We start from the raw sequence: 19,144 nt of genomic DNA on the forward strand, positions 1-19,144 counted from the left end.
TTCTGTCTCTAAAAGCTAAGAATGCGTTTGTTTAACATTCATCGTTCACAACGCGAACCGTACACACACACCCTTCCGGAGGACATTGACTGGCATTAGAGCGTCCGAAAGAGTCATAAAGTACATAACACCCTGACGGTAACGCGTCATCCGTTATATGGTTCTTATTTAAATCATCGTCACTAAAAGGTTGGTTATATCCGACGACCGTGTGTCTATTTCCAAAGTCAGAAATTATACTGTCATCATCAGACAACGTCATTAAATCGCTCATCGTTAATTTGTCGCCCGACTCGCCTCGGCTTTCTGGGCAAAGTGTTCCCCAATCAACCTCAACGCTGCCGATACCAAAGTCGATCACGTAGTTGCTCTGATCTCCTGGGTTTGACGCATCTGGATTAAGTCCGGCGATAATAGCTTTAGACGTTACTTGTGTGATCACCCCTTCCATCGCACCCGCAACACCTTCAAGCACCGCTTCTCTCGCTGATTCTTGGATATTAAGAAACCTCGGCGCTGCCGTTACAGCAATAATACCGATTATCACGATCACAACGATTAGTTCCATTAACGTAAAGCCGTTTTTTTTCATAACACCCACATCAGCGACAACTTAAAGATTCGATAGCTCAATGAATTATCATTAACTGTACATCCTGAGTAACACACTTAAAACCATATCCATTTCGCCACAAATAGCTTGAAAGGCCTTAATTTATAAACCCAGAACCAATTGGAAGCGTTGTCATATAAGGTATGAATAAGGTTTCTACCAATAATACTGTCTAATTGAATGAGGCTATATACGGATCAACTTTAATCCAAATATTTGAGCTAAAGCATGAACGACCAAATAGAAGCTTAATATAGCTAACGAAAAGGCGAACCAATTGGTTCGCCTTTTCGTTTCAAGAGTCGTACTTAAAGAATCGAGCTTAACAAGCCATGTTTATCGATTAATCGCCAGATATGAGCCTGCAGCAATCATGATGCCACCAGCGCTTTGATTTAAGCGTTTATGCGCGCGTGGGGTTTTCAGCAAAGTCACCATACGCCCTGCTCCCATTGCAATTAGCATTAAGCCAGACATTAGTGCAATAGAAGCTAATACAGAAACTAAGACGATATCTTGTGAGCGTAAAACTGTCAGATCAACAAACGTTGGTAAGAAGGAAATATAAAACAGAATCACTTTAGGGTTTGATGCTGAGATCAGAAAACCTTGCGCAAAGCTCGTAAGTTCTGACTTCTGACTCTGTTTTGCCGCGAGCTCCGCTGAACCTTGCACTTCAGGCAGGCTCTTGAACATCTTATACCCGAGGTAAATAAGGTAAGCTGCGCCGACATAACGAATGATCTCGAAAGCAAATGACCAGTTTTCCGCAATAGTTGCCAAGCCAAAACAAGCAAGCGCTAGATAAATAAGATCACTGCATATCATACCTAAAGAAAGAGAAATGCACTTTCGCCATCCATCAACCATACCACGAGCCAAAATCGCAAACACACCTGGTCCTGGAGTGATGCCAAATATAAACATGGCAATAAAGAATGTAACCGCACCTTCAAACGACATTAGCTTGTCCTTATTCATAGCTCAACATGATATTTTCTGAACGTAACATGCGATCTTAAAGGGAGTAAAGAAACTATTTACCGAGTCTTTATTAATAAAAAAGCGAACCGTATGGCTCGCTCCTTATACTTCAGCTTCAGTTGAAAAAAACTTAACTAGTTCGCGATTGGTGACAGCAACTTAGGGTTTACGACTAAGTTTCTCACACCGTGTGCGTGGTCTTCATTAAAGTCGTTCCCTTCACACCAGCTACCAACCGTTGCGATGTTCACTTTCGCCACTTGTGGTCTCACACTCCAGGTAACTTGGAACGGTGAACCTTGCTCGTTGTAGCCAGGGCCGGTAGTAGAACCTGCATATTGAATCGCAGATCCTGTATTTTTTGGAATGTTGGTCGCTTGGTGCAAACCGTTCACTTTAGAGTGTTTAGCTAGCTCTTCAAAATCCAGCGCGTTGTCGTCGTTCACTAAGACGTAAACTTGGGTTTCCACACGCAACTGAGGGTTGGTAATCGCATCATTGAAACACGCCCCCAATGTTTCCCCAGGTCCCACTTGTGCGGTTGAGTAAACATAATGCACCTCGATAGTATCACCAGAGTGAAGTGAACCATGGTCGCTCGGGCAAATATCCTGACCGAATGGCTTCAGTTCTGCCTCACTTAGCTTACCTGTGTATTTGAATCCACTTTGGAAACCTTTGCCGTCACCATTACCTGCATACTGGGTAAACTCACCGCCTTTGTGCTCTGCGTTTTTATGAAAGTGAATATTACATAAGTTCATCGCGGATGAATCTGGCGCATCAGAGAACAGGCGCTCGTTAGTCCCTTCGTATGAACCTAGATCACGTGGTGCCTGCGGGCCAAAACCTTTGCCTTGTGTATTTTCGGACAGTTGTGCTCTTTGTTCGGCGATAACGCTGTCTGAAACCTCTTCATGGCTAGCACCAGACGCACTCGCCTGTGTCGATAACATAACCATGGCGACGCTTAAAAACACACTTTTGTTTTTCATATCTCTTCCCTAGACTCTAATTTATTAAACCTAACTGACTGTGTCACAGCGGAATATTACTATGCTCACGAGGGAATATAAGACATTGTCTTTGTAAGATTAGATTTCAATGCTTACTTTGGGAGAGTATTCAAACCATTGGTGCATATCACAAGATCAATAGGTTAAATACGGCGACTCCCTTCCATAACAAGTAAATACCGAGCTGCGCTGACCTGCCTCTTACTCAAATCCAACTCTTATTGTGTTGGTGAGTAGAAACAAGACGTTACGTAACCCTGAGGAATTTACTGCCAGTCACCAAATTCTGGATCAAAAAAGGCGAACCCATTGGCTCGCCTATGTTGTTTGTCGTGATTTTTAAAATCTAACTATTGTGCTGGACGCGTCCCTGAAGCAAATATTCCGAAAGTCATGACATTCAAAGCATCTGTCACACCCTCCAATGATTTGATGACTTGCTTCGTAGGCCCGTTACTGAATATATGGTTTCCCAAGCCTTTTTCGCTGTGAACCTTAGCGTGATCCTCAGTGGCTTGTTTATCTGTCACTTGGGTCTTTTCATTCGCTTCTGGTGATTCACTCAGTTCATGAGAAGCCACACTGTCATTACTATTGATATCACTGTCTTCTGCGGTGACAACGCAGCTCTCTTTTACGCTATTTGTGTTAGGCTCAATGACATCTTCACTTGCCGTTTCATTGACCACACCCTCTTCGACACTGTTATTAATCACTTTTTCATTGCTTGAAATATTTTCGTCGGTTGGATTTTCACTAGTTGTCGCACAAGCGGATAAAAGCAACAGGCTAATAATTAATGTGGTTAATTTTCTGACCATGACGATTGGGGCTGGATTAATAAAACATTGTTCGATTGTAAGTAAATTAAACCAGAAGTTCCAGTTACACGCTTGTATTGTCGTAACGGGATGTGTACATAATTACGTACTGCTTAGGGGCTCTTGGGTTTACGAAATCTTACTTTATACTTAAATAGAGTAACTGGTTTATGGATAGCACAATCCACCGACATCGACCTTCTAATAATTCGATACTTCGATTAAGTTACCATCAGGATCTCGTAGATAAATTGAGGTGATCTTGTCCATTGCCCCCGTTCGCTCGACAGGCCCTTCTTCGATCGTGACGCCTTGTCCAGTGATATGCTCGCATACTTTATCAATGTGTGTGTTGGTTATGAAACATAGGTCAGCACTCCCGGCTTGAACATGCCTAGCCTTAGGCTCGAACTCTTTCCCTTGCTGATGGAGATTTATCTTTTGGTTACCAAACGACAATGCCCAACGTCCCTCACCAAATTGAATAGGTTTCATCCCTAATACGCTTTGATAGAAATTTACTGTTATCTCTATATCTTTAACAGTTAATACAAGATGATCTAGGTGACTTATTTCCATAAATGTTGACTCTCGTTGAATAACAGACTCCAAAGTTAAACATTCGACAGGAGCCTTGAATGTTCGCCACTCATAATCTAACGCTTAGAAGAGTGACACAAGCACCTTGTACGCCGATACATCTCATTGTTAACGAATAAAGGGAGCACGCCTGAGTGCTCCCTTTGTCATGTTTGTTTAGTTAAATTCGCTAACTAAATTACATACACAAACCTTCGTGTGTCCAGTACCAAGAATTTTGGAAAGGATCGGCTCCCCAGTTATTGGTTGTCGCCGTAAAACGGTTACCCCAATATTGAACCAGTGCTCCAGCTGGATAGAACACATTCGGACTCCACTCTGGTGCGTCAACACACTTATCTTGTGGCTCAGGCTGAGGTTCAGGGTTTGGAAGCTCTAGTACAGTACTGACCGCTACGTAAGCACCTGTTGATCCTTGCGCACCAGAGACCATTACGTAGATATCATCCCCTTGTATACCGCCAAACCCACAATACTCGTTGTTATCCAAGTTATTAGACGAACAGTCGTAATCATTCAATGATGCAGGACGACCAATAGCAACATACAGATCAACGTTACCGTAACCATTGTAAGTTTGGATCCAAACATCGCTTTCAGAACTGTTCTTTAGAACGAACTGCTGTTGGTCGTTACCACTGCTCAACACAGGAGCAGGCACATTAAACTCGAGATTCGTAATACCCGGAGTCGGATTCGGTGTTGGGGTTGGTGTCGGTGGATTAGGGTTTGGATTCGGCTGACCGGAACCACAGTATTGTACGTTAACGCCAACCTGGCTGAAGGCAGAGCGCACTGCAGATGATTCATAGCCTAGCTGTTGTGCTGCCTTACAAACTCCTTCAGCTCCTGCTTGGAAGTTCGATCTTGATGTCCAGTAAAGTTGGTTCGCTGTCGCGTAAGCCATAAACGCCTTTTTAATATCCCAACCATTGCTAGTCGCTAGGTGGTAAAAAGCTTTGTTGAAAATCCCTGAGCTGTGGTGAACATCAATACCATTGTAGTATTGGTTTACGTGATCGATAGACATGCCATCTTGGCTAGGTTGAATGAAGTAGCGCATTGCTGGGCTGTACTTCATAACATGCTCCCCCATCTTCCAGTTAAAACTGCCATGAACATACTCACTTAAAGCCGCTGCTGCCACATCAGAGAATGACTCATTCATACCCCCAGACTGACCGCGGTATTCAAGGTTTGAGTTCTGTTCGGTAAAGCCATGGCTTACCTCATGCGCAATTACATCCCACGTAGCTAACGGGTACATAGACTGGTTACCGTCACCAAACGTCATCTGTTGACCATCCCAAAACGCATTACCGTAGTTCGAACCATAGTGCACACGCATGGTTAGCTTTTGCTGGATAGGACGAGTATTCAACCACTCTTTGTACATGTCGAATACACGTTGGCCAAAGTAATGTGCATCGTTCATAGGCGCATAAGCACCGTTAATTGCACGATAGTCGTTAACGTTCCTACCGTAATTGCCGTTACAAGCAAACTGGTGAACCTGACCGTAATCTTGGCGGTTATTCATGTTCATAGTGACAACGTTTTGGCTGTCCATTTGGCAGTATGAGTTGACCTGGAACCCGCCATATTGAGTATTCGGACCAAAGTAATAACGACCGCTTTTTTGGTTGCCACCGGGGCCTTCAGCATCGATGAACGCGATACCTTCCCATTGGTCAAGTAATTCGCCAGATTTAGCGTCTACAAGGGTAATTGGTCGTGAAGGTCCCATGCCCTTTGTTTGCAGGAAATCAACCTTATAAATAAGGTGTGCTTGTTGTTGTTCATCTAACCAAATAAAAAGATCTGCATTTGGATTACGAATGGTTGCAGCTGCTACGCCTTTGTGTTGTGACTTAGCAATATCAATGGCCTGCTGTGCGTTGATCATTGGTAAAGTAGAACCGATATCAGCCTCAATGCCCGTTAACACTTGTCCATCAACGGCTTGAGCAATACCTTGCTGGGAAAGATCAACCACTACCGACTGACCATAGACTGGAACGCCATAGTGAAGTTGTTGTTTACGAAGGAGTGTCGTTGTTCCGGTCTCAACTCGACTTGCTTCTTGATAAGCAAGTGGTCGATTTACCGCACTAAAGCCTTGTTGGCTAGTGTTGTTAAGAATTGTTGACAGATCGACTTCAGTGTAGTCGAGTACATTGGCAGCTTGAGAAGTAAACGCTATTGGGAATAGCATCAGTAAATGTGCACCACGCATACATCACCTTTATATTTATGTTGTTATAAATTCACCCGATGGATGAGCGCGCATATTAACGATAGAATCCCCTTACAAGTAAATAAACCTAGTTGCATATGTGATATCGATTCAGAACATAATATCTGTCACCTATAAAAATGAGAATGCTAGTCAAAAAAACCAATAAATACTTACACTTAGAAAAAACTCAGTAAATAGACTTAAAATATGAAGGGATATCAAATTTTGATAATTTCCTGAAATTTGATGCTTCAAATCGTTACGAGATTAAGGGTCGATATCGATTTTAAATAGCAACGCCAACTCACCATCACAAAATTCAACGCTCCCATTCATAAGGAACCAATTAAAATAATGATGAGGGTGTGTTGGCGATGAGTATGTTGGCTGAGGTTGGAACTTAGCCTTTGACTTTATTGAGTGTGTAAGTGATTACGCTATCGTCGACTATATTAAACACCCAAGTGCTGTCACCGCTGGTAAAGTGAAATTCATCCTTAGACGAAGTGGGTGTAAGTTTGGCGATGAACTCGGTTAGTTGAGGCTCATCTATACGAAAACTCCCTTCCGAAGTATTGGTGTCTAAATCGTTATTTACTTCAATCTGTGTAGCTGAACTAGGCACGATATCTGGTAACCAACCTCTATCAAACAACTGAGCTTGTTGAGCCAGTTTATAAGTTGCATATTCATCGCTGACAACATCCGAACAACCAGACAGTAAAAGTAAAATTTGGAGTAACAGTTTGATTTTCATTTAATTCCATCATGTGAAGGTAAGGCCTTATCCACTCTCAGTTGTATTCAAATAAAGAACAGCTCCGAATGACAAGTACCGTAACAAAAATGATTTTATAAATTACTTGTTAACCCCATTCAATTTAATTGACTTTATTTACATATCATCCACATTTAAATCATTGATAATTCGAGCTTTAAATGTAGAATTTCGCCTAGAAAGCAACCTATTATTTAGAGTATGTTCAAGCCAAATACGCCCTTCACATCGAATAAAACGGCTTCTGTTTTCTCTCTCGAGACTTGCGTACCTTCGCGTAAAATATCAATGAGTTGTGATTTGTCATCTAGCAATTCAGCTCTACGAGCTCTTATCGGCCTTAACATCTCCTGCAAGCACTCTTCCAATACCTTCTTAGTTTGTCCGTCCCCTAACCCGCCTCTGCGGTAATGATCCTTTAACTCACAGACATACTGTGTGTCACTATGGAACGCATCAAGATAGGTAAACACAATATTCCCTTCCACTTGGCCCGGATCTTCAATTTTTAAGTGGTTTGGATCGGTATACATGGACTTGACTGCCGTTCGAATCTCTTTCTCAGTCGCACCTAGGTTAATCGCGTTACCCATCGACTTGGACATCTTGTTTTTCCCATCCGTACTCGGAAGTCGTGATGCGTTACTCAGAAGCGGCTTACATTCGTTCAAAATAGACTTACCAGCGAGCGAGTTTAGCTTTCGAACAATCTCGTTTGTCTGCTCTAGCATTGGCAGTTGGTCATCGCCCACAGGGACTAACGTCGCATTGAACGCCGTAATATCAGCCGCTTGAGATATAGGGTAAGTGAGAAAACCAGCAGGAAGAGAGCGACCAAACGCCTTGTTTTGAATTTCACTTTTGACCGTAGGATTACGTTCCAAACGTGCGATGGATACAAGGTTGCTGTAAAACATGGTCAGCTCAGCCAATGCAGGAAGCTGAGATTGAAGGCAAATTGTAGTTTTAGTTGGGTCGATGCCAACAGCCAGATAGTCGGCGACCACATTGAGAATGTTTGAAGAGACCTTTGCAGGATTATGCGCGTTATCAGTCAAGCCCTGCATGTCGGCAACCAATATCGTTTGGTCATGCTCATGTTGTAAGGATACACGTTGTTTGAGAGAGCCCACGTAATGCCCTAAATGCAAAGGACCTGTCGCGCGGTCGCCAGTAAGAATAATTTCTGATTTGTTATCGTTTTGATTTGTTTTCATTGAGTATCTCCAAGTTAAAAAGGCTACTGGAGATATAAAGAGACGACAATCTTGATGACATTCTTAGCTACCTTCCAGCAGCGTAAGAATGTGAGTATTCCGTGCTGCTCTAGATAGAGCACCACCAGAAGAAAACTGAAGTTGAAGCGGGATTAAATTTCATTCTTAAAACGTATCAATATTATTGGCTAACGACAACACATTTTATTGATTCAATTTAACTCGCTGTATTAATTGCATAAATTTATAATTCTAGAACGCATGGCTTGGTTAATCTCAAAGTAAGTGTTCAAGAAATTGAGCTGCGATAAAGCCGACTCTGCGGTGTGTTCGTAACTTTGATTGAAGCTTGGAAGCAGTTGAGTAAACTTAGGAAACCGCGCTTCTAACCTTCTATCAGACATAAACTCATCGACATAGCCAGGTTGTGGATTTTCTGTTTGTTCGACAAGATCAATTAAACGATCTAATGCATAAGACTGAACAAATCGACTCCCAGAGAGCTTTTCTCCACGGTTATAGCGGGACATACCCACATAAAGATTGGTCAGTGCTTCCCCGATTAACCACTCTTGGGTATTAGCTTGTGGAGCACTTTTTTCCGGTGGTACACAGCACCTAGCATCGAACGCCTCTTCCTGCCAAACAATACGACCTTCAGCAAATGGAATATGTGCTAATTCATGGGGTTCAAAGACCGCAAATTCGCAAAAGATTCGATCGGCATACAGAACTTTATAGCCATCGACCGTGTTTCGCACGGAATAGTCGATTGGCTGGATATCAGATAACCAATTTAAATTGTTTAAAAAGTGCTGCTTTTGTCCTACCTGTACGATCGCAAAGAAATCGACGTCTGAGTATTGGTCCAGTCTCTCCGTTTCGATACCAACAGAACCAAGCCCCAACAAGGCAAGCGCCTTATTTGAAGCTCTTAAACACTGCCCAATAGAATCCAAGCGTTGTAGCAGCATTGTTGGGGTAATTTCTTGTGATGTGATTGGCTGTCGAATGGTGTTATCGGTTTCCATCGTGCTATCCCTGTCAAATTGAATGCCATTCAACCTAACTGAGAGTGATAGCAACGACTAAACACAATTTATAAAATCTGTGTTTTGGATAACGATCTGTGCAATAAATGGATTGATTTAGGAGCTTTCAACTACCACCCGCATTTGTATCTCTACCTATTAAATAGATGACTTGGCAAGATACATCGCCATTTCTTGTTCAGGTACCATGCCTCCACCCGTCGCCCAAACAAGATGCGTGCTGTTGGATAACGTCGAATCATCAATACCTAATCTCGTCATATATTCAGTGTTATGTTCTACATGGATAGGCCCTGGCATGCCGGCTAATGCAGAGGGCTCTAGTTTGATGGCTTCTGCTTGATTCAATTGACCTAACAATTGATACATGCGTTCATCCGTTAATGTGTAGTAACCATCCAATAAGCGCTCCATTGCTCTGCCAACAAAGCCTGACGCGCGGCCCACGGCTAACCCATCAGCTGCAGTAAGGTTATCAATACCAAGATCTTGTACTGCAATCTCGTCATGCAAACCGGTGTGAACGCCTAACAACATGCAAGGTGAATGCGTAGGCTCGGCGAACAGACAATGAACATGGTCGCCAAATGCCATCTTCAAACCAAATGCCACACCACCAGGGCCGCCGCCTACGCCACATGGTAGGTAGACAAACAACGGATGCGCTTCGTCGACGACAATCTGTTGCTGAGCAAATTGCTGCTTTAGCCTTTCTCCGGCCACAGAATATCCAAGGAACAGTGTCTTCGAGTTTTCATCGTCAATGAAGAAACAACTAGGATCCAATTCAGCTTCTTTTCGTCCTTGTTCAACCGCAACGCCGTAATCTTGCTCATACTCAACCACATTTACGCCGTGCTCACGCAGTTTGTTCTTCTTCCACGCTCTCGCATCGGCAGACATATGAACGGATACGGTAAAGCCTAATTTCGCGCTCATGATACCAATTGACATGCCTAGGTTCCCTGTTGAACCTACCGCAATACTGTATTGCTTAAAGAACTCACGAAACTCGGGTTCTAGCAATTTGCTGTAATCATCGCTTTCACTTAGTAACCCAGCTTCAAACGCGAGTTTCTCAGCGTGTGTCAGTACCTCATATATGCCGCCACGGGCTTTGATAGACCCAGAGATAGGCAAGTGACTGTCTTTCTTCATCATCAACCGCCCTTTTATCGGCAATTGATAATACGCCTCCAATGCTGTTTTCATCGTTGGAATATCAACAAGATCAGATTCAATGATGCCATTGGATAGTTGAGTTTCAGGAAATGCTTTTGCAAGGTAAGGGGCGAATCGTTGTAAGCGTAAACTCGCATCATGAATGTCTTCCTCATCCAAGCCGACATAAGGTAACCCTTGGTCTAGTGTTGTAACATTTGGGTTAAACCAAACCACCTCTTCGAGCGCCATAAGCTTATTTAGTAATGGAAAGTCGTTCGTGAGGTTATTTAGATTCAGTTCGATCATAGCTACCTTCTCTGGTATTAAGCGTTCTGGGCGATTTCAATCACTTGGTGTACACCCTATTAGAGCCGTAATCGAGAAATGATTCAATAACCGATACTTGTGCCTACCGTCAGCAGATGCTATTTCCCTTACTATGCCCGTGAGGCAACCGTCTTGATGTATTCACTTGGCGACAGACCAAACTTACCCTTAAAGCGCTGACTAAAACGTCCTTCAGATTGGTAACCACAAGATTGAGCAAGCATTGTGACATTGTGTTGGCCATTTAGCATAAGATACAAAGCATGGCTCAAACGCACTTCTGCTATACCTCACGATATTGCATTCCTTCGAGTTTGAGCTTACGGATTAACGTCGCACGACTCATTGCAAAACGCTCTGCAACGTCTTCTAAAGAGTGTTTCTCGTTTGGTGAATGAGATAAGTAATGACTGAGCTTTTGGCTGAAAGAGACGTTTGAACGAGTAAACAACCGATGTAATACACCCTTCTCTGCAAGTTGTTGATACAAACCTTGCAACCAAAATTGCTGTGTGGTTTCACTCATACTTTGACGATCAAACGTAAACAAGGCATTTAAAGTATCTTGTAAACTGCGGTCTGCTTCTAAAGTGAGGTATTCGAATTCGGCAGCACATTGTTCACTCAGTTCGAGCATCGCTTGAGTGGGTTGAAAATGAAAACTAAACACGCGGGACAGAAATCGCCCTTTATGTGGCATGTTCTCAAAACTCAATGATGCCGAAGCTTCACACAGCAATAACTCAGAATGAGTAAGCTCTGCTGCCGAGTCTTTCCAAAACAAACGCTTACTGCCTGTGATGATCTGAATAATACTAGGGGATTTATCGAAGGGTAAAAATAACAATTACAAAACAATAGCTTACAACAAAATCAACTGATAAATGGCGACAAGATGGCGATGATTTTATTGTCCCATGTAACCACTCGATATCTGATATTTGATATTTGATGTGCTCTAACATCAATTAGGATAGTTAACATGAGGCCTGATAAAAGGATTCATTTGTCGTTTTCCAGTTACAAACATTTGAAACTCATTTTTGGACAAAAATGCGTTTCGGAAAATAGAACATTAGCAAAACATGAATAACTAAAAGTATGGAAAGTCACTTAACTTGGTATCCAGTGTTGATGGAGCAGGTCATTTTGACAATGAACGTGATTAAAACTGCTCGATAAGTACTTGCAATTCTTGTTCTTGGTTCATGCTCGCTTACGATTCATTCTGCCTATCACCACTCCTTATGCTGTCATTAAAATTTCTTATTATTCAGTGAGTTAATTTGTCCGTATTCTCTGGTGTCTACTTGAAATACTAGGGAAACAAAAATGAAAAATGGGTTAGTCTGCACATTAGCCGTGATGTTAATTGTAGGGTGCAAAGAATCGAATGAGCCAAACGCTGCTGTAGTGGAACAACCGAGTGTCATATCACACATAGAGAAAACACCTGAGCTAGTCGCGGAATTAAAGGCACAAGAGACAATTGATGCTCAACTTAGGCTGCTTTATGAGCGTTTTGAACCCATGCTTGACCGCAGTGACTCTCTTACTGGTACTGATGTAAACAAAGATGGTATCCGCGACGACATTGAGGCGTTTATCGATGCGTTAGAAGTGCCCGAGCCTGTCCGAAAAGCCTTAAAACAAAACGCTCGCTACTCACAAGAAAACCTTTACCACGACTTCTCGAAAAAGACTAAAGCCAATATCGACAAGGCAATGGCGATGGGTAATAGATATAACAAAGTTATCGCCTGTAAGAAGTTTGTTGGCATTCCAGTCAGAGATAGAACAAATACAGGAAGAACCATCAGGGCGCTCACTTACAACACCAAAGCCCGTACTATGGCGTACTTAGCTTATAATCATTTACAAGATGGCTCTGTAAGTTCTTCTCTGAAAGCTGAGGCTATGTACTGTGAATAAGCTAGTCACCCCGTTCAAATCTCCCCCTTAATTGATATTTTCCCCCTTTTTTGAAACACAGAAAAGGCGGAGGGTAAGAACATCTAACTTTCTATTTCTCTTTGTTATGCCCCTATGCAAATTCTTTATTATTCAGTGAGTTAATTTATCCGTATTCTCTGGTATCTATTTGAAATACTAGGGAAACAAAAATGAAAAATGGGTTAGTCTGCACATTAGCCGTGATGTTAATTGCGGGGTGCAAAGAATCGAATGAGCCAAACGTAACTGTAGTGGAACAACCGAGTGTCATCTCTCACATAGAGAAAACACCGGAACTAATTGCAGAATTAAAGGCACAGCCGACCATTGATGATCAACTTAGGCTTCTATATGAGCGTTTTGAATCCATGCTTGACCGCAGCGACTCTCTCACTGGTACTGATGAAAACAATGATGGTATCCGCGATGACATTGAGGCGTTTATTGATGCGTTAGAAGTGACCGAGCCAGTCCGAAAAGCCTTAAAGCAAAATGCCCATTACACACAAGAAAACCTCTATCACGATTTTTCACAAAAGACCGACGCTAATATCAAAAAAGCTCTATATATTTCAGATAAATACGACAAAGTCATTGCTTGTAAGGAATTTGTTGGTATTGATGTGGATGACAGGATAAACACCTCCAACACAATTACAGCTCTAACCTATAACACCAAAGCTCGTACTATGGCGTACTTAGCTTATAATCATTTACAAGATGGATCTGTAAGTACTTCTCTGAAAGCTGAGGCTAAGTACTGTGAATAAGCTAGTCACCCCGTTCAAATCTCCCCCTTAATTGATATTTCCCCCCTTTTTTGAAACACAGAAAAGGCGGAGGGTAAGAACATCTAACTTCCTATTTTTGTTTGTTATGCCCCTATGCAAACTCTTTATTATTCAGTGAGTTAATTTGTCCGTATTCTCTAGTATCTATTTGAAATACTAGGGGTACATAAATGAAAAATAGATTAGTCTGCACGTTAGCCGTGATGTTAATTATGGGGTGCAAAGAATCGAATGAGCCAAACGTAACTGTAGTGGAACAACCGAGTGTCATCTCTCACATAGAAAAAACACCGGAACTAATTGCAGAATTAAAGGCACTGCCGACCATTGATGATCAACTTAGGCTTCTATATGAGCGTTTCGAATCCATGCTTGACCGCAGCGACTCTCTCACTGGTACTGATGCAAACAATGATGGTATCCGCGATGACATTGAGGCGTTTATTGATGCGTTAGAAGTGCCCGAGCCTGTCCGAAAAGCCTTAAAGCAAAATGCCCATTACACACAAGAAAACCTCTATCACGATTTTTCACAAAAGACCGACGCTAATATCAAAAAAGCTCTTGATATTTCAAGTCAATACGACAAAGTCCTCGCCTGTGAAGAGTTTGTAGGAATTGATATTGATGACGGCATAAACACCTCCAACACAATCACATCTCTCACCTACAACACCAAAGCTCGTACTATGGCGTACTTAGCTTATAATCATTTACAAGATGGATCTGTAAGTACACTCCTTCCTGCTGAGGCAAAATATTGTGAATAGGCAAACAATATTATTCATATTAGTGGTTTTACTGCCATTCAATGCAATCGCTAACTCATGCAAAATAGAAGGTTACACTATCGGCTTTTTTAATGGGGTAGCAACAACCAAAGAACAAGCTAAAAGGGGACAAAAGAAGATCAAAGCCACTCTAGGTATCAGCCATTACAACGGTGAGTCTGTCGAATACCAGCTTTTCTACAACGATTCTTATATTGAAGGAAGTGGCCTTAACGTACTGGCTGATTTCGCTGAAACCTTTGACCAAAGAACTTCCGAGTTAGAGCAGAAACAATTCGACCGGTGGGAGGCCTTTTGGGATATTATGAGCAGTAGGCAAAACAGCGCTATCATCAAAAAAATCAGCGCCACTTTTGCTTGGTTTGCTGGATTCGTTCTCGACTTCACCAGTGAAGCCATCAATGCAACCATCACGACATTTTTAAAAGAATTAGCATCACTTGTTGATGCCCCCGAAACCAGCCAAACTAGAATGAAGCATCATCTTTTAAATAACTCTCTTACGTGGAAAGGAAAAAAGCTCATTTACATCGCTCATTCACAAGGGAACTTATGGGTAAACGAATCATATAAGCATGTTACGTCCCAATACGGTTACAGTGCCGATAACATTCGCGTCGTTCACATCGCTCCCGCTTCCCCAACCCTTAGCCCGGACAGTGATTATATTTTATCGACCTCAGATCTTGTGATTAATGGGCTGAACTTTACAGGGATAGGCAGCGTTCCGCCTCCCAACACCGTGATAGCACCGAGCAAATTAGACTTTGCGGGACACGGATTAATTCCGATTTACCTCACTCATCCTAAATCTATTGAAAAACTTAAAGCCTCCGTCGATAAGGCTTTCACGTCTCTGACTAAACCCGAGATGGAAGATTTTTTGTTTAAAATTGAGTTCGATTATAGTGCGAGTTATGACGCACTTCATGATAATCCTGTTTATGAAATTGTTGACGCAAATAAAACTGACGATTTTGGTTCTTACCTAAAGTCTCCTTCTTTTTATCTCAGCCCAGAGGGTGATTCTTGGTTCAAAAGGAACGTGGATTCTTATATACAAGATGAAGATAGATTACCATTTAGAGTTGAGAACAATGCTGTGGTTTTGTTTGATACTTGTAAAAGCCCGAACGAGACGTTGGATGACATACCATCGATTCCCTCGCAAGACACTTATATGTTCATACAATGGCGAAATTTGAAACGCTTTGAGCGAGGTACATTTAAAGATATTTGGAGGTCAAGAAAGATGACCGATAGATATGGATTGGTAGATGAAAGTTCAGTAGCGTTTCAAAGCATGGACGATGGTTATTTCATTTGCGTTGGTGATGGTGAAGCTATTGAACTAGAGGCAACACAACACTTTTACAGTGAACAGCAACGTCAATATTTAGCCTCTCAGTATTTGTCAGGACGTTATGATGTGTCGGCACGATATGAGACACCTTACCTTCCTTTCCAACCTACCAATCTTTGCCAAGGTCATTGATCATTATCTTCATCCACAGAATCAATGTATTAGTAACAAATTCTCATCAACTAATCGCTAAATGACAAATATTATGTAGTCATGATTTAGATAACGATTAATAAGTAAAAACAGTATTAGCAAGACGCTGATGAGTATCAACTCTAAATGATAATGGGGCAAAAGCGTTTTAAAGTGCTCGCACTAAAAGCACTCTTGTCCCGAAACACGTTAGAAACAAACTCAAATGCTTGAGGGAAATACCTTAACCAGAAATATTAGTGACATCCGTCACATTTTAATGTTATTTTCTTGAGTCCCCCTCAGTGTTACCCCAAATATATTAACTACTTATTTTTTAATTACAAAACAACAACTTAAAAAACAAATAAAAACCCCTCTTAAATGCTTTGTTAAATGCAATTTAATACACTTAAAAGTCTAAGATGTTAGATCAAAAGTCACATTGCCATTACCAGCTTTAGCAATTTCAACAAGCTGTTCAACAGATTTATTGGCTTTAATTGTTACTTTTGCTCCACTTCGTGATGAAGCAGAAGCGAGTACAACTAGTTGTTCTACTGACTTGTTGCCAACAATTACATTACCGCCAGCTTCTACGATTTGAATTAACTGTTCAATTGATTTGCTCATGATAATCCCTATTCCATCATCAATGTAATAACTAACGCATCTGCAAGCTCAATTGCTTCGTTGTAGCTTGTTGCAGCGTTAGCATAGTATTTTTTACTGGTTTTAGTGCATACGACAACTACTTGAAAGCCGCTTCTACACTTTGTCATTTTGTAGTTGTACTGTGTGTTTTTCATACTGAGTCCATTTTTTATTTACGCCATAGTATAAATAAGGTTCAAACTAAAATTCTCAAGGGGTGAGTAAAATTAATTGCACTTAACAGCTATATTAGACAGAATAATTCTGTACTTAAATATAGAATTATTCTGTATAGTATCTTAATGACGTAAACCATACATCTTTTTTGCTAAGAATAACGATAGTTTAAGTTCTACAGTTCCGTACCTACATCACTAAATACAGATTTTTTCTGTCTAGCATAAATTGATTGGCAAAATATTTTCCAGCCTGATGCACGAATAAGTGTTAGACGATTTGCCAGCAAGCTGTTGCCACAATAGTTATCATGCTAAATTCATACGTTCTAAAAACACTTTGGGGCATTTTTGATTTTAAACAGCCAATAAAAGGTTGTTCTTGCCATTAACAATTACAAACCCTGCTCTGCTCATTTCGATTACGCTAAAAATACGATGTTCCCCAACCTCAATTTAAAACATTGCTATGCATTTGAACACCCATTACACTGTATATAAACACAGTTTAATAAGGCTTGATTATGTCTGTTAGAAATCTGAAAGACGGCTCAAAAAAGCCATGGATATGCGAGTGCTACCCCAGCGGGCGAGATGGAAAGCGTATAAGAAAGCGTTTTGCCACCAAAGGAGAAGCGACAGCATTTGAACACTTTACGATGAGTGAGGTGAACGACAAGCCGTGGTTAGCTAATAAGGTCGACAATCGCAGGTTAAAGGACTTGCTTGATACCTGGTGGGAAGTTCACGGCCATACGGTGAAAACAGGTCAGAACTCATATCATCTTATGGCTAAAACGATCACCATGCTCAATAACCCAATAGCACATCTATTTACGAAAAAAGACTATTTGGCCTATCGCGCCAATCGTGTGAGCTACCATCGTAACCACCCAATTTAGCTATTTCATCATCTACTCAAAACATCGAACTAAAAACCTTACGTTCAATGTTTAATCGACTGATCAAGTATGATGTATGGAAATTACCGAACCCTTTAGCGGATATTGAACTCGTCAAAATTGCAGAGAAAGAACTTAGCTACTTAACAAAAGAGCAAATACATAACGTTCTTAGTGCTTTAGCTGCTGATGACAGCCTTCCAGCAAAACAGATTCATGTTGTCGCTAAAATATGTTTGGCTACTGGATGCCGTATAGGAGAGGCTCTTTCACTCAAACATTCTCAAATAACAAAATACAAGCTGACCTTCACTGAAACGAAAGGTAAAAAGAATCGATCCGTCCCTATTTCCCCTACTCTGTATGAAGAGATCTTAAGGAACTCAGTAAGTAGTCACGCTATATTCAATGTCAATTACAAAAAGGCTTGGATGTGTGTTAAACGAGCATTACCAAACCATGTACCCGCAGGACAAGCCACTCACGTTTTTCGACATACCTTTGCTAGCCACTTTATGATGAATGGTGGCGATATTTTGGTGTTACAGCGTATTTTGGGTCACCAGAAGATAGAGCAAACTATGACTTATTCGCACTTCGCACCAGAGCACTTAATACAAGCCGTTGAACTAAATCCACTAGAAAATTAGTGGCGACAAAATGGCGGCAAATCTCGGTTATGGTCTGATTTAGTCGGCTTTTCTCGTCTTTTCATGCTTCCCCAAAAACAGGTAAAACCAACAAAATCAGATACTTATAACAATCCAGCGTCAATATCGATAAAACTAGGGGATAGAATCCTCACATTACGCAGCTTTTGTAACTGCTCAGCTCGAAACACTGTCACTTGATATTGATGATTCATCTCATCCCCTTATTTGTTTTTTGTCTATAGCAAATTAACGAGTGTAAGTTGCTGTTAACCTTGCTTTGTCTAGCGCCATGCTATTCAGCGTAAAGCCCACGACTGCTGACGGTGTATTCTCATCGAGGTTTAACTTATCAGTTGATAGCGCCCAAACCGTAAATTGATAACGATGCATGCCGTCTTTCTCAGGAGGGCAAGCGCCACCAAAACCAACCGTTCCGTAATCGATGCGCCCTTCCTTACCACCCAACTTCGTAATGTCCGCTGCGCGAGGTAATTCATTCACGGTTGCTGGAATATCAAATGCAACCCAATGCCAAAAACCACTTTCGGTTGGTGCGTCTGGGTCATAAACCGTGATTGCAAAACTTTTGGTGCCTGCCGGTGCGTCTTTCCACATTAGTTGAGGTGATAAGTTCTCACCATCACAACCCCAACTAGAGTATTCAAACGTCTTAGCCATTGGGTGACCTTCTTGAATATCGTTACTGGTTAATTCAAATGCGTGAACTGAGCTTGCAGCCAAGATGCTCGCTGCCAATACTGATTTGATCATTGTTCTCATGATGATTCCTCTTGTTAGGTTTAAATCCAGTATATTCAGTTCCACCCTTTAATAAGTAACAGTAAGTACACAATTATCTAATCAAATTTAAATAAATGATACTTTCTGCACTTTAGAACCATTATTTTAAGAAATCAT

Annotated in this window: 17 protein-coding genes and 3 pseudogenes; 5 read left to right on the forward strand and 15 right to left on the reverse strand. The window is 41.4% G+C overall.

Annotated features, from left to right (window positions below; genetic code table 11):
- Nucleotides 1-31: 31 nt before the first annotated feature.
- The 11 genes and pseudogenes from OCV52_RS17125 to OCV52_RS17175 form a co-directional block, all read right to left on the reverse strand.
- Complete coding sequence (locus OCV52_RS17125) at nucleotides 32-568, reverse strand: MSHA biogenesis protein MshA (protein ID WP_206383573.1); 537 nt, start codon at nucleotides 566-568, stop codon at nucleotides 32-34.
- A 381-nt stretch (nucleotides 569-949) separates the two neighbouring features.
- Nucleotides 950-1,576, reverse strand: coding sequence for a LysE family translocator (locus OCV52_RS17130; protein ID WP_137408203.1), 627 nt, complete (start codon nucleotides 1,574-1,576; stop codon nucleotides 950-952).
- Between the two features lie 155 nt (nucleotides 1,577-1,731).
- Complete coding sequence (locus tag OCV52_RS17135) at nucleotides 1,732-2,592, reverse strand: delta-class carbonic anhydrase (RefSeq protein ID WP_004740909.1); 861 nt, start codon at nucleotides 2,590-2,592, stop codon at nucleotides 1,732-1,734.
- 371 nt (nucleotides 2,593-2,963) lie between these two features.
- Entirely contained in the window at nucleotides 2,964-3,329 is a 366-nt protein-coding gene (locus OCV52_RS17140; protein WP_004740908.1) for a hypothetical protein, read from the reverse strand.
- Between the two features lie 306 nt (nucleotides 3,330-3,635).
- Nucleotides 3,636-4,013: a VOC family protein gene (locus tag OCV52_RS17145; RefSeq protein ID WP_137408204.1), complete on the reverse strand. Its 378-nt coding sequence runs from the start codon at nucleotides 4,011-4,013 to the stop codon at nucleotides 3,636-3,638.
- A 199-nt stretch (nucleotides 4,014-4,212) separates the two neighbouring features.
- Nucleotides 4,213-6,270, reverse strand: a complete 2,058-nt coding sequence (locus OCV52_RS17150; RefSeq protein WP_137408205.1) for a M4 family metallopeptidase — start codon at nucleotides 6,268-6,270, stop codon at nucleotides 4,213-4,215.
- Nucleotides 6,271-6,673: 403 nt separating this feature from the next.
- Complete coding sequence (locus OCV52_RS17155; RefSeq protein ID WP_137408206.1) at nucleotides 6,674-7,030, reverse strand: hypothetical protein; 357 nt, start codon at nucleotides 7,028-7,030, stop codon at nucleotides 6,674-6,676.
- Nucleotides 7,031-7,245: 215 nt separating this feature from the next.
- Nucleotides 7,246-8,268 carry a tryptophan--tRNA ligase gene (trpS, locus tag OCV52_RS17160; protein ID WP_137408207.1) on the reverse strand — a complete coding sequence of 341 codons (1,023 nt, stop codon included), beginning with the start codon at nucleotides 8,266-8,268 and terminating at the stop codon, nucleotides 7,246-7,248.
- 230 nt (nucleotides 8,269-8,498) lie between these two features.
- Nucleotides 8,499-9,299 (reverse strand): hypothetical protein, encoded by an 801-nt coding sequence (locus OCV52_RS17165; protein WP_137408208.1) that lies wholly within the window; start codon nucleotides 9,297-9,299, stop codon nucleotides 8,499-8,501.
- A gap of 159 nt (nucleotides 9,300-9,458) precedes the next feature.
- Nucleotides 9,459-10,790, reverse strand: a complete 1,332-nt coding sequence (locus OCV52_RS17170; RefSeq protein WP_137408209.1) for a D-serine ammonia-lyase — start codon at nucleotides 10,788-10,790, stop codon at nucleotides 9,459-9,461.
- Nucleotides 10,791-10,921: 131 nt separating this feature from the next.
- A pseudogene (locus OCV52_RS17175) lies at nucleotides 10,922-11,634 on the reverse strand (helix-turn-helix transcriptional regulator); the annotation flags it as partial.
- Nucleotides 11,635-12,143: 509 nt separating this feature from the next.
- On the opposite strand from OCV52_RS17175, the gene OCV52_RS17180 reads away from it, so the two are divergent.
- The 4 genes from OCV52_RS17180 (at nucleotide 12,144) to OCV52_RS17195 (ending at nucleotide 15,841) form a co-directional block, all read left to right on the forward strand.
- Entirely contained in the window at nucleotides 12,144-12,743 is a 600-nt protein-coding gene (locus tag OCV52_RS17180) for a chromosome partitioning protein ParA (protein ID WP_137408210.1), read from the forward strand.
- Nucleotides 12,744-12,934: 191 nt separating this feature from the next.
- Nucleotides 12,935-13,534, forward strand: coding sequence for a chromosome partitioning protein ParA (locus OCV52_RS17185; RefSeq protein WP_116870378.1), 600 nt, complete (start codon nucleotides 12,935-12,937; stop codon nucleotides 13,532-13,534).
- A gap of 191 nt (nucleotides 13,535-13,725) precedes the next feature.
- Nucleotides 13,726-14,325: a hypothetical protein gene (locus OCV52_RS17190; RefSeq protein ID WP_061031589.1), complete on the forward strand. Its 600-nt coding sequence runs from the start codon at nucleotides 13,726-13,728 to the stop codon at nucleotides 14,323-14,325.
- Nucleotides 14,318-15,841 carry a hypothetical protein gene (locus tag OCV52_RS17195; RefSeq protein WP_206383572.1) on the forward strand — a complete coding sequence of 508 codons (1,524 nt, stop codon included), beginning with the start codon at nucleotides 14,318-14,320 and terminating at the stop codon, nucleotides 15,839-15,841. Before OCV52_RS17190 ends, OCV52_RS17195 begins: the two co-directional genes overlap by 8 nt.
- A 420-nt stretch (nucleotides 15,842-16,261) precedes the next feature.
- On the opposite strand, the gene OCV52_RS17200 is transcribed toward OCV52_RS17195, so the two are convergent.
- Entirely contained in the window at nucleotides 16,262-16,474 is a 213-nt protein-coding gene (locus tag OCV52_RS17200) for a hypothetical protein (RefSeq protein ID WP_137408212.1), read from the reverse strand.
- An 8-nt stretch (nucleotides 16,475-16,482) separates the two neighbouring features.
- Nucleotides 16,483-16,650 (reverse strand): hypothetical protein, encoded by a 168-nt coding sequence (locus OCV52_RS17205; protein ID WP_170222460.1) that lies wholly within the window; start codon nucleotides 16,648-16,650, stop codon nucleotides 16,483-16,485.
- Between the two features lie 545 nt (nucleotides 16,651-17,195).
- Between OCV52_RS17205 and OCV52_RS17210 the strand changes: the two are divergent.
- Nucleotides 17,196-18,223: pseudogene (locus OCV52_RS17210) on the forward strand (phage integrase).
- A 113-nt stretch (nucleotides 18,224-18,336) separates the two neighbouring features.
- Here the strand turns inward: OCV52_RS17210 and OCV52_RS17215 are convergent.
- Nucleotides 18,337-18,438, reverse strand: a pseudogene (locus OCV52_RS17215) (AraC family transcriptional regulator); the annotation flags it as partial.
- Nucleotides 18,439-18,472: 34 nt separating this feature from the next.
- Nucleotides 18,473-19,006 carry a YbhB/YbcL family Raf kinase inhibitor-like protein gene (locus OCV52_RS17220; RefSeq protein ID WP_137408213.1) on the reverse strand — a complete coding sequence of 178 codons (534 nt, stop codon included), beginning with the start codon at nucleotides 19,004-19,006 and terminating at the stop codon, nucleotides 18,473-18,475.
- Between the last annotated feature and the right edge of the window lie 138 nt (nucleotides 19,007-19,144).

Source organism: Vibrio chagasii, assembly GCF_024347355.1.
Lineage (GTDB): Bacteria > Pseudomonadota > Gammaproteobacteria > Enterobacterales > Vibrionaceae > Vibrio > Vibrio chagasii.